Raw genomic sequence first — 15595 nt, forward strand, 5'->3', positions numbered from 1 at the left:
AGGAACATCATGTTATATACAATTATAAAAGAAAACACTTATAAGGACTCCATCGTGTTAATGCTTTTATCAAACAAGTTATCTGCAATTGATGGTGTGAACAAAGTATCAATCATGATGGGAACACCGGCAAACAAAGACATTTTTAAATCGTCTGGCTTAGGCACGGATGAATTAGAAAAAGCCAAGCCAAATGATATCGTTATCGTTGTAGATACAGATCAGGAAGAAAAAGTAGACGAAGTGAAAGAAGAGGTAGAGATCGCATTAAAAGGTGAGTCTGATTCTCAAGACGCGTCTAAAGGCCAAGAAGCACATAATTGGAAACGTGCATTGGAGCTTGCGAACAATCCGAACTTAGCGTTAATTTCAATTCCTGGTCAATATGCAGCAATGGAAGCGGAAAATGCATTGAACGAGGGCTTGCACGTATTCATGTTCAGCGACAATGTTGCTAAAGAAGACGAAGTGAGATTAAAACAAACAGCGCATGAAAAAGGATTATTAGTAATGGGACCAGACTGTGGTACGGCACTTATACACGGGGTTCCATTAGCATTTACAAATATCGTCAACGAAGGTGATATTGGCATTGTTGGTGCTTCAGGCACAGGTATTCAAGAAGTGACAACAATCATTGACCGCTTTGGTAAAGGTGTAACGAACGCTATTGGTACAGGTGGACGTGATTTATCGACAGAAGTCGGCGCCATCACAATGTTAGATACTATCAAAGCGTTAAACCAAGATCCGAAAGTAAAAGTAATTACTGTGATCTCCAAACCACCTGCAGAGGAAGTACAGCGCAAAGTATTAAATGTATTAAGAAATATTGATAAACCAGTTGTAACCTTATTTTTAGGTGACAAACCTTCCTATCAAGAAGCGAACATCTATCATGCGTATACACTTGAAGAGGCAGCGGTTGTAGCTGTCCAATTATCAAATGGGGACAAACCAAATTTCAAACCGACAACAGTTGAGAATGTAAACGTGCAATTAAAAGACTCTCAAGTTGGTATTAAAGGTTATTACTCAGGCGGTACATTAGCATCTGAAGCAGCTATGCTAGTGAGAGACGCTTTCAAAGATACAATAACGGAAGAAAAGAAAGATGGATATATTTTAAAAACAAAAAATCATGAAATCATTGACTTAGGTGATGATGTTTATACAAAAGGTAAACCACACCCGATGATTGATCCTGAAAATCGTATCGCAATGCTTGAAAAATCTGTGCACGATCAAGAAACAGCAGTAATTATGATTGATAATGTCATTGGCAACGGTGGTCATGAAGACATGGCCAGCGCGTTAGCCCCAACAATCAAACGTCTATTGGACAATGCACGTCAAAATGGTCGTCAACTTGCAGTGCTTGTAACTGTTGTAGGTACAGCACGGGACATCCAAGGCTACGACAAACAAATTGACATCTTACAAGAGAGTGGCGCAATTATTTGTCAGACAAACGATCAAATGGTTCGCACAGCTATCAAACTTGTAGGCGGTAAAGTGGAACAACCAATTGTTGTTGTACGGAAATTTGAATATACAGAAGAAAACTTAGCAGTAGATGAGAAAATCATGTCCTTAATTAATATGAAACCAAGTGTTATCAATATTGGGCTGAAAAGTTTTTCTGAGGCTGTTCAAAAAAGTGGCACAGAGTGTGTTCAATTTAACTGGCGTCCGATTGCTGGTGGCGATGAGAAGTTAATGAAAGTACTTCAATTCTTAAACTATTATGAAGGAGGTACAATCTAATGGGTTACAGAACAATAAATAAAGCGAACGAAGCCGTTATCCAGAAAATGATAGCAGCAGCACCATTTTTAACGGATGTTGTACCTGCCAAGTCTGTGATTCCTGAATTAGAAGATTACGTGTTATTACACGCCGGACCTCCAATTAAATACGAAAATATGACAAATCCTATGCAAGGTTCATGTGTTGGAGCAATCCTGTTTGAAGGATGGGCAGATAACGAAAATGCCGCACGTGAATTACTGGAAAACGATAAGATCACATTCATTCCATGTCATCATGTGAATGCTGTTGGACCAATGGGTGGTATCACTTCACCTAACATGCCAGTACTTGTCGTTGTTAACAAAGAAAGTGGGAACGAAGCGTACTGTCAAATGAACGAAGGGATTGGAGCAGTATTACGCTTTGGCGCCTACAATGAGCAAGTAATCGACCGTTTACACTGGATGAAAGATGTATTAGGTCCCGTATTAAGTAAAACATTAAAAACATTTGATGAAGGCTTGAACGTCAACGTATTGATTGCTAAAGCTATTGCAATGGGTGATGAATTCCACCAGCGTAATATTGCAGCGTCACTGGCATTTTTAAAAGAACTATCTCCAGTCATTTCATCATTAGAAGACGTTGACAAGGAACAATGTACAGAAGTAATCCAATTTTTAGCTGATACGGACCAATTTTTCTTAAATATTGCAATGGCGACTGGTAAAGCGATTATGGATGCAGCCCGTACGATTGAACACGGTACAGTTGTTACTGCCATGTGCCGAAACGGTGAAAACTTTGGTATCCGTATTGCGGGGATGGGAGACGAATGGTTTACGGCTCCTGTTAATACGCCGCAAGGATTATACTTTACTGGTTATTCTGCAGAAGATGCTAACACAGATATTGGCGATTCAGCCATTACAGAAACAATCGGTGTTGGCGGTATGGCGATGATTGCAGCACCTGCAGTTACCCGCTTCGTTGGTACAGGAGGATTTAATGATGCGCTTGAAATAAGTAATCAAATGACTGAAATTTGTATCGGCGAAAACCCGAACTATGTCATTCCAACTTGGGACTTCAAAGGCGCATGTTTAGGCATCGATGCACGGAAAGTTGTTGAAACAGGAATTACACCAGTCATCAATACAGGGATTGCCCATAAAATTGCGGGTTATGGTCAAATTGGTGCTGGTACAGTCCATCCGCCAATCGAATGTTTTGAGAAGGCCATCACGGCATATGCTGAAAAGCTAGGTTTTAAAGGATGATTTTACAAGCAAGTGCGGTTGGTCCAATCGCACTTGAATTATTAAATGAAGGAAACACCTTTACCGTGCACAGTATGTTTGAAAAAGGTTTAAATATGGTTGATAGAAATGGTGAATTGATATTTGCTGGTACCGATGAAAATGGGACATTTCCGTTTGGCATCTTGCTTGATCATCAAACTAAACAAACGATAAAGACCCATATTAGGGTAGGCGATACATTAACATTTCACAATAATCGTCTATTTCATAACAGTTTTGAAATGGTGTTTAATGTAAAAATACTACCGTTATATATGGATTTTAATCATGCAAATATAAATAGATTAACAGAAAATTTCAAATGCATTTCATTTATATCATATGAATCAACAGATTTTGAACGAGCACGTCTGTTGGACTTGATCAATAGATTACATGATCCAACCCAAAATCTTGAGAAGACATTCCGTCATTTTATTGGACGGGGACAAGGTTTGACACCAACGGGTGACGATATACTGGTCGGCATATTGTACGGGCATTTTCTAAATAATTTTATTGAACATAAACATCTTGAAACTTTAAAAGCTTTAATCAAGGAACCGTTAACGACCATTGTCAGTAAGCGCTTTTTAACATGTGCTTTAGATGGTGTATTTAGTTCGAAGATTACAGCATTACAGCATGATCCATCCTTAGAAAGCATGAAAAGTCTTATAGAAGTTGGCTCTTCATCTGGGATGGATACGTTATATGGCATTTACATGTCGTTAACTAAGGAGTGAAAGAAATGGGGAAAAGCGTAGTTATTGCATTGGGCGGTAATGCAATTTTACAGCCAAAGCAAGAAGCAACTTATGATAATCAATTCAAAAATGTAGTGTCTGCAACTCGTCATATGATTGAAATGAAAGAAGCGGGGCATAAAATTGTCATTACACACGGCAATGGACCGCAAGTGGGAAATATCATTGCCCAAAATGAAGCTGCTAAAAATGTAGTCGAACCACTACCAATCCATGTTTGTAACGCAGAATCACAAGGTTTCATTGGTTATATGATGGAAACAGCTTTAAAAAACCATATTAATGAACGAGGCATTACTTCAAATGTGGTTACATTGTTAACAATGGTTGAAGTCGATAAAGAGGATCAAGCATTTAAAAATCCGACTAAACCAATCGGTGTATTTTTTTCGGAAGAAGAAGCGAACCATTTAGAAAAACAAGGCTATACGATGTTAGAAGATGCCGGACGTGGATACAGACGCGTGGTACCTTCACCAGAACCACAAGTGATTCATGGTATAGAGGAAATTAAACGTTTAATCGATGATACGATTGTTATTTCATCCGGTGGTGGTGGTATCCCTGTATATCGTGAAGATACTGGTCAATTACAGGGTATTGAAGCGGTGATTGATAAAGACCGTTCAGGATTAAAGCTTGCACAACAAGTAAATGCGGAAGTTTTCATGATGCTAACAGATGTACCAAATGTCTATATCAATTTCGGGAAAGAAAATGAGCAAAAATTAAGCCGAATTACAATAGAAGAAGCCGAACAATACGTTGCAGAAGGACAATTTCCACCAGGTAGTATGCTACCAAAAATGCAAGCAGCTATTGAATTTGCAAAGCTAGGTAAAGAGGCAATTATTTGTTCGTTGGATCAAGCAGTAGCTGCGTTAGAAGGAAAAGCAGGTACACGTATAATACAATAAGGCTCTTGTTAGATACATAACAAAGAGGCATGATATAAAAAGCGCAAGAAATCAATTTTAGAAACGTTGATTTCTTGCGCTTAACTAATATTTACAAGTCTTTGTTTTATCTTACTTATCCACGTGTTTTATTCCTAATCGACGAATACGATCCACAACGCTCAATAATGCTGGTATGAAAATCGGTAACATCACAAAGCTAAGTAAGAAAAGGCCGAGAATAACAGTCATTGCTACTTCTATAAGTGTAATGATCCCTGATGGAATCAATGCCGCAAATGTACCGCCAAGAATGATAGCTGCAGATATAATAACGCCACCAATATTGCGTGCAGCATCCACAAACGCTTGCGTAGAATGACCATCCATCTCTTTATAACGCATCATTAAGAAGATACTGTAGTCTACGCCTAGCGCTATAATCATAATGAAACTAAAGAATGGTACATTCCATCCAAGCTCATTTACATGTAATAGTTTAGTACTTAAAAATTCACTCATTCCAAGTGCTGTAAAGTAGGTCAATATTAGAGATGCTATAATAAAAATCGGTTTCAATATTGAACGAGTAATAATGATTAGAATAATCCCAATCCCAATTAGCATAATCGTTGCTGTTTTAGTGAAGTCTTCACTAGCAATCTCTTCAAGATCCACATTCTGAGATGTTCTCCCACCGATTGCGACCTTCGCATTTAGCTCACCACTTTTGATGATTGCTTGCACCTCTTGTTCTACTTGTTTTACAATGGCCATTGCTTTTTTTGAATAAGGATTAACATCTAATATAATGCTCATTTCAGCTATTTTTCTATTATCAGACATATACATATTCAAAGATTTTTGGAATTCATCACTTTCTAAAACATCCTGTGGAATATAGAATTTCTCAGAGGCCTTTGATTCACTAAGACCCGTCAAATAATTTTGGGCATTGGTTAAACCTGTGCTAACCTCGTTTAAGCCTTTCGTGCTTTCTGATAACCCAGATTGTAAGGTTTTCATTTTATCAGCTAAATCCGTTAGAGAAAATATTAAGCAATAAAGGTTCATTTGAGTCAAATGCAGCGTGTGAAGAGTTACTATACCGTGTTCACTTTTTTGTAGGAGGACTAGCTTCTTTATATCAGGACTGGTTCGCAGGAAAATTTGAATGCACTTTAGAAGAACTAACCGAATCCGTTAGCCGTATGATGATACAAGGGTTTCAATCGTATACTTTTAAATAAAACGACCTTCCTGTTTGGTTTATAGCGCAAGAAAAGACGTTAGGGTATCATTGAAACAACAAATCGAGGGCTACCTTTATATAAATAGGTAGTTAGCTTTTATTAAGATGGAAAGAGGCGAAGAAGTTCGTCTCTTTTTCATTGTACACTCGGCATAAGTAGGAATTATAGGGTGGAAGGTTCAGAAGCGGGAAGATAGAAGTAATGGTTAGCAGATAGCAATAAGTCTATGGTGATGCGGAATCAGAAGGAGCCTGAAGGCAAAGCGCATGCCAGAGGAACATAAATCTCATAGAAGGCTAGGGATGATGGGGTGAGTGTCCACTGTACTTTCAATATGAATCTTAAAGCTCGCTGTCTTTTTTAAAAATTTTTTTTAAAAAAATGCTAATTCCACGAGGTTCGAACGAGTGTTCCTATCGAGGTGAATTCGAGCTAAAGAGGGAAGTCGTCAGTAGGAGTGTTGTTTAACTTGTGTCCAATAATCGGACCATTTAATAAAATATAATAAAGTAATACATTAAACATAGGTAAATAATATGAAATAATACATGACAAATTGATTGGAGGAGTAAAAATGCAAGGCTTTAAACGCTACTGCTCGTTTGTAATTCTTATCTTATTGTTAACAGGGTGTGCGGGTGTGGAAAAAGATAATACGTCCTCAAATGCAAAAATAACCATTGAACCATATAACATGAGTGAAAAAGAAAGTTTGCTTATTAGCAAATCGGGAGTAGGGCATATTGAATTTTTTAAACTAAATGGCACTTTAGCTGAAGATGATGATTTGCAAATCTCAGTGGAAGTATTTGAAAAAGGTAAGTTTAAAGAAGAATTGCTAAAAACCTGGGATGATCCCGAAAAAAATTATAAAGATATTCTCATTTCGTTCGGAATAAGTGACTTTAACGATGAAGTTCGTCCCTTAAAATTGATATCTGGCATACCTTCTGGGCTTGCTACAACGAATTATTCAAATAACATGACGACTTCTTCTTTCAGTAATTTAGTAAGCGAAAAGGTTACTTTAAAGAAAAACAAACCTGTTTATTTAGCGGCATGGCTAGGCACTACAAAAAATGAGCTGCGTTCTGTAGGAAGCGAAAATGGCGAATTACCTACCGGCATTGCAGAAGCTGAGCTCGCATTTTTATACAGAGTTTTATGGACTGATAAGGAAAAGAATTAACATTAGCAGTGTAATTGGAATAAGGAGATACCGGACCTGGTATTATATATTGGGTAATTAACGGGCGCGATTGTTTAATAAGCGTCTGATTCCTTCTTTAACTATAGAGTATTTCAGTTGAGGAGGCTAAAGTTGAATATGTATAAGAAAAATAGACTCGATTTCACTAAAATAGGAACTAAGCCTATATAACCCTCTAGCACCTATGTGTTGCCACATACACTCTGCCACTCCGCACATTGTAATTGGAATTAAACTGAATAATTCGATATAAAATAGGGTCATTTTATCAATAACGATAATTTGATCCTTTTGATTTAACAACTTGTTATTCATGAATGATTTTTGTAGTCTCACTATACTATTGATGTTTAGATTTAGGAATAAAAATAAAAGGAATGTTTCCTGTTGTCGCTAAACACACCGTCACTTCTTTTCATATTTAATATTAGTGTGTAAAGAATGGAAATCCATAATGGGGGAAATAATGTAGTTCTCTTTTGCAAATAACAATTCAAAATAAAACAAAATCAATACGGAGGTAAAAAAATGAATGTCCTTGATTGTATCATTATAGGTGGAGGTCCTTCTGGGTTAAGTGCTAGCTTAACTTTAGGAAGGGCTAGGAGAAACATAGCATTATTTGACGATGGAACGAATAGGAATAGAGTGACACAAGCGTCACATGGATTTATTACTCGAGATGGGATAAAACCACAAGCATTTAAAGAAATAGCGTTAAAAGAGTTGGAGAATTACCCGTCCGTATCATATTTTACTGCAACAGTTACTGAAATCATAAAGGATATAGGTAATGAGCGATTTACTGTCAAAACATCTACTAGTGAGGAATTTGTTTCAGAAAAAATAATACTCGCCACAGGTATTCAAGAAATATTTACTATAGCAAGTATAAGAAAGTTTTATGGGAAAAGTCTATTTAGTTGTCCATATTGTGATGGCTGGGAGCAAAAAGATAAGCCATTAGTGGTTATTGCAGAAAAAGAAGAGCATGTACTGCATTTGACTAAGTTAATTTATAATTGGTCGCAGGATTTGGTTGTCTTAACGAATGGAGTTCAATTATCTAAAGAAGGTAAAATAGAGTTACAAAAACACAATATCAAAGTTATATCGGAAAAGATAAAAGACTTAATAGGTAATGACGGTTACTTACAAAAAATAGAGTTTGAAACAGGAGCAACAATTATAAGATCGGGTGGATTTGTTGCCCCATCTTATTATCGCCCAAATCAGCTTGTCGAGAAGCTTGGCTGTGAAATTCATGAAAATGGAAAAGTTATAACAGATGGTGGTTGGTAGAACAACCCAAAAAAATATATATATCGCAGGGGAAACAGAAAGATCTAAACCATCTTCTTTAATGATTTCAGCTGCTAAAGGTAATAAAGCTGCGGTTTCAGTAAATACTGATCTAACGATGGAACGCTTTTGATTACGTCATAACACCTTCTGCTTTAACTAAATAGGAGCTTTGCCAATATCATTAAACACATCAGAGCCAATGTGTTACCCAAACATTGTTTTAGATTTAGTATAAGAATTTACGAAGAACGGATTTTGATTTTAAAAATCGTTTTTTCTTGTTGTTTAAAAAGGATTAAAGGTTTTTTTGTTGAAGTTATTCAACTAACGGCACAGCTTAGTTTATAGACTTATTCCACAATCGGGCACGTTTGTTGAATAACATAGATAGAAAATGACCCAAACTTTTTTATAGAAATCAAACTTAAATTTACTTAATAATACTCTCTTTTGATGAACTTTTTTCAGAAGGGGGTCTTTTAATTTATCGTGGAATATGAGTTTGTGAGGTTTTTCTAATCAAACTTATTCCAAAGCCACAAATTATTCTGGTGGATATTTATACGTTTTTAGGTGTGTGTGATTTATCAATTTAACCTCAGGTCCAGCAGATATTTCATAGGTCATTCGATCCTTCCCTACTGGAATATACTGACCGTCATCTGTAGGTTCAATTTCAAATGTAATTTGCATTTTAAAGCCTCGGAAATAATTTCTTTTTGTTTCAATCAATTCAATTTTCCACGGAGTAACATGAGGTGAAAAATCTTTTAAAATCATCGGATAATAATAGTTAGTTAAATCATTTTCAATTTAAGGAGTAAGCATTAGCATATCCTGTAATCTAAGCTCATTAGAGTCCTGAGTGGGTTCAGATAATAAAAGGTTCTTGTTTGAAATGATGTAATTAGAGCAAAGGAGAGTATAAAAACGAGTAATATCTTTTTCATTTTCCTAAACACACCTCTTTAAGATTAAAGACTTTTGATAAAGCGATACATGGCTATTTCAAATCATAACGTGTTATGAAACAACAAGATGAACAATAAAAATGTTTAAAGGAGAGAAAATGAAAAATGAGTGTAGAAATTTATAACGGAGAACGTTCTGAAGAAAGTGTTCAATTTGAAAAATTGTTAACTTATCAAAGTAATAAAGAGAGATTTACTAGTATTGAAAACACCAAACAGTATGTGAAGGAAAGAGGAACTGAAAATAGTAAGCCTTATGTTATTGGGGATGAGGTTCAATTTTTAAGTGATGTTAAGGAGCGGGCATTTGAGGGCATACAGCTTTTCACATTAAATGATCAAAAGTCACTGAAACAAAAAGTTATTTTATATTTGCATGGTGGTGCTTGGACGAATCAACCTTTAAATTTTCATTGGTGGTTCTTGGATAAAATGGCGCAATCTTTGAATGCAAAAATAATTGTTCCCATTTATCCTAAAGTACCTTATTTTAACCATAAAGATACTTATCCTAAAATCCTAAATCTTTATAAAGAAATTTTTGAAATTGTTGAAAGTTACGATCAATTGACTATCATGGGAGATTCTGCGGGCGGCAATATAGCTCTTGGCCTTGCTCATCTTTTAAAAATGAATCATTTACCTCAACCGAAAGATATTATTTTATTGTCTGCATGTGTTGATATGAGTTTTGAAAATCCTCATATACCTGAATATGAAGAAAAGGACCCGATGTTAGCTCGTGAAGGAATGGAAGTCATAACAAAGATTTGGGCAGCTGATAAAGATTTAAAAGACGCATTAATTAGTCCAATTTACGGTGATTTTAAAGGACTTGGGAAGATAACTCAATTTATTGGAACACACGAATGTTTATATCCAGATGCCATAAGACTTGATGAAAAGCTAACAGAACAGGGAATTGAAATCAATACCTTTGTTTATCCTAAAATGAATCATGTGTTTGTTGTTATGCCAATTCCTGAAGCGGAAGATGCTCAACAGAAAATTATTGAAATAATTTGTTCGTTGAAGGGAATGGAGAGTTAACTGTACATGAAGCGGTCACCAGGAGGAAGACCTTCGTTTAAAGCAAGAGGAAGAGATTCTAAAAAATGCTATGACCATAAAGGCGTGTCACAAAGTTTAATTTAGACTTTGTGACACGCCTTTTTTCTATATTATTCCATAGTATAGGGTAGTGAAGATAATTAATACGACTTTGATTTTTTGTCATTAAGCACGCTTTGTGTCCTTTGATTAATTAAGTTTAAGACTGTAATATACTTTTGAAAATCTTCGGCTGTAAATTGCTCGAGGTTTTTCAAATGACCCCGATATTCCTCTAGATCTAGATTTTTATGATATTCATAAACTATTTTGCCTTTTGGTGTTAATTCAATATGGAATTCTCGATAATTGTCCAGATTTCTATATTTAATGACTAATCCCTTTTTAATTAGTTTATCAACCATTTGAGAAACAGCACTTTTTGTGCAATTTTTTATTTCTGCAATTTCAGAAGTAGTAGTTTTTATTTGATCTCCAATTAAGTTGAGTGTATGAACTTCTATCATATACAATTCATCTTCTGTCCCATATTTTCTTGGAATATTTTCGTATGAACTAATCAGTCTAGATGTCTCGTAAATCGTTTCCATTAGCTCATAAAAAATCTTCTCTTTATCCACAATGCATCTCCTCCCCATAATTGGTAGCCAATTTAATTTTAACATATAGGAAATCTATATTTAACTTTCGTTTTGAATCTAATTAATTTTTACAATATTCAGAAATTTCGATTGACGATTTTACAGTTAAGGTGTTAAACTGAGGAAAATTTAATCTAAACGTGTCGAAAATTGCTATAAAGTAGAAAATTGAATGCGACAAGAGATGGGGAGAAGCATTGAAATATAATTTTGATGAAGTAGTTAATCGCAGAAATACTTATTCCTTAAAGTGGGATGGTGAAGATTTAATTAAAACAATTGGTTATACAGAAAGGTATGACTATGAGACCATTCCGCTATTTACTGCAGATATGGATTTACCCGTACCGCAACCATTGATAGATGCACTACATAAAACAGTTGATCATCGTATTTTTGGATATTCTGTTTTTCCAGATGAGTACTTTGAATCAATTCAGTATTGGTTTAAAAAGAGACATGACTGGACCATCAAAAGAGAAGAGATTGTATATAGCCCTGGAACTGTACACGCCTTGAATATAGCTATAAAAGCATTAACTAAACATGGTGAAGGTATCATTATTCAACGTCCTGTTTATCCGCCGTTCACAGCTGCGATAGAAGGAAATGGAAGAGTTGTTCGTAATAATGCATTGAAATGTGATGCTGAAGGGTATTACACAATTGATTTTGAGGATTTTGAAGCCAAAGCAAAAGAAGAAAATACTACAATGTTCATTCTCTGCAGTCCACACAATCCGACTGGAAGAGTTTTAACATACGAGGAGTTGAAAACGCTTTTGGATATCTGTGCGAATAATAATGTAATTATTGTAGCTGATGAAATTCATGGGGATCTCATTAGAAAAAGACAAAAATTTATACCCATCGCAAAAGTTGCGAACAGTACGAATCATATCATCACGTGCACAGCCATTAATAAAACCTTTAATGTTGCTGGTCTGCACTGTACAAATGTTATTATTTCAAACCCTGAGATTAGGAAAATCTTTAGCGACACAATGGGAATGCAATTACCATCACCGTTTACAATTGCAGCTCTTATAGCTGTCTATAACGAAGGAGAAGAATGGTTAGCGCAAATAACAGAATATATTGACGACACAATAGAGTATGTGAAAAATTTCTTAGGTAAAAAAATGCCTACAGTCAAAGTTAGGATCCCTGAAGGAACATATGTGATGTGGTTGGACTTTAGTGGATATGGCATTTCAGATCAAGAGATTCATAATCGTATCTATAATAAAGCCAATGTCTTACTTGAAGATGGTCACTTGTTTGGAAATGAAGGTCAAGACTTTCAAAGAATCTGCGTCCCTTCACCAAGACCACTTATAAAAGAAGCACTTGAAAGAATCGCTTTAGAATTCCAAGATATCGAATCTAATAATCAATCAGAAAGGGAGTATATAAAATGAAAACGTTCGAATGTAAGCTTGATGCGTTAAAAGCTGCAAAAGAAATAGAAAACTATGTAATTGAAATAAGAAGAGATCTTCATAGACACCCTGAGATTGGATTACAGGAAGTACGGACAATGAGAGTGGTTACAGATGAGTTAACTAAATGGGGCATTAATTATGAAATTGTCCCTAATGGCGGAATTATTGGTTATATTCAAGGGAAACAACCGGGAAAAACTTTAATTCTTAGGGCAGATTTAGATGCACTGCCGATGAAGGAAGAGGAAAATAACTTGAAAAAGAAAAAAGTAGTATTTTCAGAGTCTGACCAAGCTGCTCATACTTGTGGACATGATGGACATACAGCGATGCTTTTGGGTGTAGCGACAATCTTGACTCAACACAAAGACAAAATTAAAGGAAGAGTGTTATTAGCTTTTGAACAAGGCGAAGAAATGGGTGGTGGGATTTATAATCTCTGTAAACGATTACACGAAATCGGAGGAGATGGAATTTGGGGTATCCATTTAAAAAATGATCTTCCGACTGGGAAAATATCTGTTGATCCAGGTCCAAGAATGGCTGCTTCTTTTGTTTTTGATGTCTTAATTAAAGGAAAAAGTGGACATGGTTCAAGACCAGATTTGTCAGTTGCTCCATTAGACTGTTTTACCGATTTTTATAACAATTTAAGAGCAATGAGGTTAAATACTTTAGACCCTTTTAAAACAATTACCTATTCAATTGGAACGATTAATTCAGGTTCCGCAGCAAATATAATTCCAGAAAGCTTACAGTTCTCAGGAACAGCCAGATATTTAGATTTTAACCAAGGAACCCATGTAGCAAAAGAATTTAAGAGAATCCTTGAAAAAGTCTGTGACCTCCATAATTGCACCTATGAATTTATTATTGAACCTAAAGAATCGGATTTAATTGTCTACAATCAAAAAGATTGTGCACAAATTGCGATCAATGCGGTGAAACATGCAATTGGTACAGATGCATTACAGTCAATCCCTGCTTGGATGGCATCAGAATCATTTGCGTTTTATGAAAAATACTTCCCAGGTGTGTTTGCATTCGTAGGAATACAAAACCTCGAAGAAGGGATTGGGGCAGAACACCATAATGTTTACTTTGACTTAGATGAAGATGCTTTAAAAATAGGAGTGGCGGCTACTGTACAATACACATTTGATTTTCTAGATAATGAAAAACAAGTTCATTTTACTCCTGATAAAAGAGATATAAATAGTCTATTTATTGATAACGGGTTTCAGCGATTAATTAATAAATAAAAAGGAGATAGAAAAATGACAAAAAAAAGGCTCTGCTATTTACTCTCGTTCATTGCATATTTCGGAATGCCATTAGGAGTTCCTTTTATCAAAAGTGCCGAACCATATGTCCTAGGTCTTCCATTTTTATTATTTTGGATGGTTTTATGGATCTTTTTAGGAACAGGGTTAATGATTATCGTTCATCGTGTAAATCCTAATGCAAAAGAGGAGACGGAATAATATGATAATTTCAGTTGGAATCATTGCAATATTCTTAGGTATTGCTTTATTTTTAGGCATTATGGCTAGTAGAGGTAAGGATATGAGCCTTGAACAATGGAGTGTTGGAGGCCGTGGATTCGGTTCAATCTTCATCTTCTTATTAATGGCTGGTGAAATTTATACAACTAATGCATTTTTAGGGGTAAGTGGTTGGATGTACGGGAAGGGCGCCGTAGCATTTTTTAATATCGCGATGTTGAACTATGTAATTGCTTACTGGTTGACACCTAAAATATGGGCTTATGGAAAGAAACATAGTCTACTATCACAATCTGATTTTTTTGAAAAGGCCTATAATAGTAAAATTCTCGGCACACTTGTAGCTATTGTAGGGTTAGCAGCATTAATTCCTTATTTAGTCATTCAATTAAAAGGTCTTGGCATTATCGTTTCTGAAGCTTCGTATGGAGCGATTGATCCGAAATTAACAATTTGGATTGGCACAATTGCTATGATTGCGTATGTCATGGTTTCAGGAATTCATAGCTCGGCTTGGACAGCTGTTATTAAAGATATTCTTATTCTGGGTGTTGTATTATTCCTTGGTATCTACTTACCTATACATTATTATGGCGGGATTCAACCAATGTGGGAGGCAATTGAGGCTGTTAAACCAGGTTTTTTAACGCTTCCAGACTCAGGTTTTAGTGCCTCATGGTATATTTCTACGATCATGTTAACATCATTAGGGTTTTATATGTGGCCACATACATTTATCGCTACTTTTTCAGCGAAAAGTGGTAATGCCTTAAGAAAAAATGCGATTATGCTTCCTATCTATGCGTTATTTTTATTATTTATTCTATTTGCTGGAGCAGCTGCAATTTTACAAATTCCAGAGTTAGAAGGAGGCGCTGTAGATTTAGCATTATTTAAAATCTCCACACAAACATTTAATCCAGTCATCGTTGGCTTTATTGGAGCAGCAGGGTTATTAACTGCAATTGTTCCGGGTTCAATGATTTTGATGTCCGCAGCTACATTATTTGCAAAAAATGTTGTAAAAACTATTCGTCCTCAAACTACCGATAAACAAATTGCAATCATTGCTCGCTATTCAGTTCCCGTGATTGCACTTATTGCACTTTACTTTACTTTTAGCGGTGGTGGAGCAATTACATTACTATTTTTAATGGGATATGGTCTAGTTACTCAATTCGTACCAGCAGTTGTAAGTAACTTTATGAAGAAAAATCCATTAACTGTACAAGGTGTGTCTGTTGGGATTATTGTGGGAGTTTCGATTGTAGGATGGCAAGCAGCAACAGGAGCTCATCTCAGTAAACTGTTCCCAGGCTGGCCATCCTATATACAAGATATCAACATTGGTTTCCTTGCATTGACTGTAAATATTTTAGTAAGTTTAATTGTTAGTGCGTTTACAAGGAAAGTAAATATTAAAAATGATGGAATTACTAATGAAAAAATAGTAGACAACATTTCATAGTACAGTTTGT

General features: G+C 35.6%; 11 protein-coding genes and 3 pseudogenes. 11 read left to right on the top strand and 3 right to left on the bottom strand.

Annotation, left to right across the window (positions count from 1 at the left end; translation table 11 throughout):
* Positions 1–9 precede the first annotated feature (9 nt).
* Genes AC1DCY_RS04635 through arcC form a run of 4 tightly spaced genes read left to right on the top strand, consistent with a single transcriptional unit; the run spans position 10 to position 4737 of the window.
* Positions 10–1767: an acyl-CoA synthetase FdrA gene (locus tag AC1DCY_RS04635; RefSeq protein ID WP_477347869.1), complete on the top strand. Its 1758-nt coding sequence runs from the start codon at positions 10–12 to the stop codon at positions 1765–1767.
* Positions 1767–3032 carry a YlbE family protein gene (locus AC1DCY_RS04640; protein ID WP_477347871.1) on the top strand — a complete coding sequence of 422 codons (1266 nt, stop codon included), beginning with the start codon at positions 1767–1769 and terminating at the stop codon, positions 3030–3032. Before AC1DCY_RS04635 ends, AC1DCY_RS04640 begins: the two co-directional genes overlap by 1 nt.
* Positions 3029–3799 (top strand): oxamate carbamoyltransferase subunit AllH family protein, encoded by a 771-nt coding sequence (locus tag AC1DCY_RS04645; protein ID WP_477347873.1) that lies wholly within the window; start codon positions 3029–3031, stop codon positions 3797–3799. Before AC1DCY_RS04640 ends, AC1DCY_RS04645 begins: the two co-directional genes overlap by 4 nt.
* Positions 3800–3804: 5 nt before the next feature.
* Positions 3805–4737: a carbamate kinase gene (gene arcC / locus AC1DCY_RS04650; protein WP_477347875.1), complete on the top strand. Its 933-nt coding sequence runs from the start codon at positions 3805–3807 to the stop codon at positions 4735–4737.
* Between the two features lie 111 nt (positions 4738–4848).
* Here arcC and AC1DCY_RS04655 read toward each other — a convergent pair.
* A pseudogene (locus AC1DCY_RS04655) lies at positions 4849–5775 on the bottom strand (MMPL family transporter); the annotation flags it as partial.
* Positions 5776–6609: 834 nt separating this feature from the next.
* Between AC1DCY_RS04655 and AC1DCY_RS04660 the strand changes: the two are divergent.
* On the top strand, positions 6610–7158 hold the full coding sequence (locus AC1DCY_RS04660; protein ID WP_477347877.1) for a hypothetical protein: 549 nt from the start codon (positions 6610–6612) through the stop codon (positions 7156–7158).
* 549 nt (positions 7159–7707) lie between these two features.
* A pseudogene (locus tag AC1DCY_RS04665) lies at positions 7708–8614 on the top strand (NAD(P)/FAD-dependent oxidoreductase).
* A gap of 413 nt (positions 8615–9027) precedes the next feature.
* Here the strand turns inward: AC1DCY_RS04665 and AC1DCY_RS04670 are convergent.
* A pseudogene (locus tag AC1DCY_RS04670) lies at positions 9028–9434 on the bottom strand (DUF3888 domain-containing protein).
* A gap of 126 nt (positions 9435–9560) precedes the next feature.
* Between AC1DCY_RS04670 and AC1DCY_RS04675 the strand changes: the two are divergent.
* Positions 9561–10505, top strand: a complete 945-nt coding sequence (locus tag AC1DCY_RS04675; RefSeq protein ID WP_477347879.1) for an alpha/beta hydrolase fold domain-containing protein — start codon at positions 9561–9563, stop codon at positions 10503–10505.
* 161 nt (positions 10506–10666) lie between these two features.
* Here the strand turns inward: AC1DCY_RS04675 and AC1DCY_RS04680 are convergent, their stop codons facing one another.
* Positions 10667–11146 (bottom strand): MarR family winged helix-turn-helix transcriptional regulator, encoded by a 480-nt coding sequence (locus AC1DCY_RS04680; RefSeq protein WP_477347881.1) that lies wholly within the window; start codon positions 11144–11146, stop codon positions 10667–10669.
* A 218-nt stretch (positions 11147–11364) separates the two neighbouring features.
* Here AC1DCY_RS04680 and AC1DCY_RS04685 point away from each other — a divergent pair, with 218 nt between their 5' ends.
* Genes AC1DCY_RS04685 through AC1DCY_RS04700 form a run of 4 tightly spaced genes read left to right on the top strand, consistent with a single transcriptional unit; the run spans position 11365 to position 15585 of the window.
* A complete protein-coding gene (locus AC1DCY_RS04685) occupies positions 11365–12588 on the top strand; it encodes a MalY/PatB family protein (RefSeq protein WP_477347883.1) in 1224 nt (407 codons plus the stop codon).
* Positions 12585–13874 (top strand): amidohydrolase, encoded by a 1290-nt coding sequence (locus tag AC1DCY_RS04690; protein WP_477347885.1) that lies wholly within the window; start codon positions 12585–12587, stop codon positions 13872–13874. Before AC1DCY_RS04685 ends, AC1DCY_RS04690 begins: the two co-directional genes overlap by 4 nt.
* 15 nt (positions 13875–13889) lie before the next feature.
* Positions 13890–14096: a DUF3311 domain-containing protein gene (locus tag AC1DCY_RS04695; RefSeq protein WP_477347887.1), complete on the top strand. Its 207-nt coding sequence runs from the start codon at positions 13890–13892 to the stop codon at positions 14094–14096.
* A 7-nt stretch (positions 14097–14103) separates the two neighbouring features.
* Positions 14104–15585 (top strand): sodium:solute symporter family protein, encoded by a 1482-nt coding sequence (locus AC1DCY_RS04700; protein WP_477347941.1) that lies wholly within the window; start codon positions 14104–14106, stop codon positions 15583–15585.
* Positions 15586–15595 lie beyond the last annotated feature (10 nt).

The sequence above is a fragment of the Lysinibacillus sp. 10T31 genome, assembly GCF_056394365.1.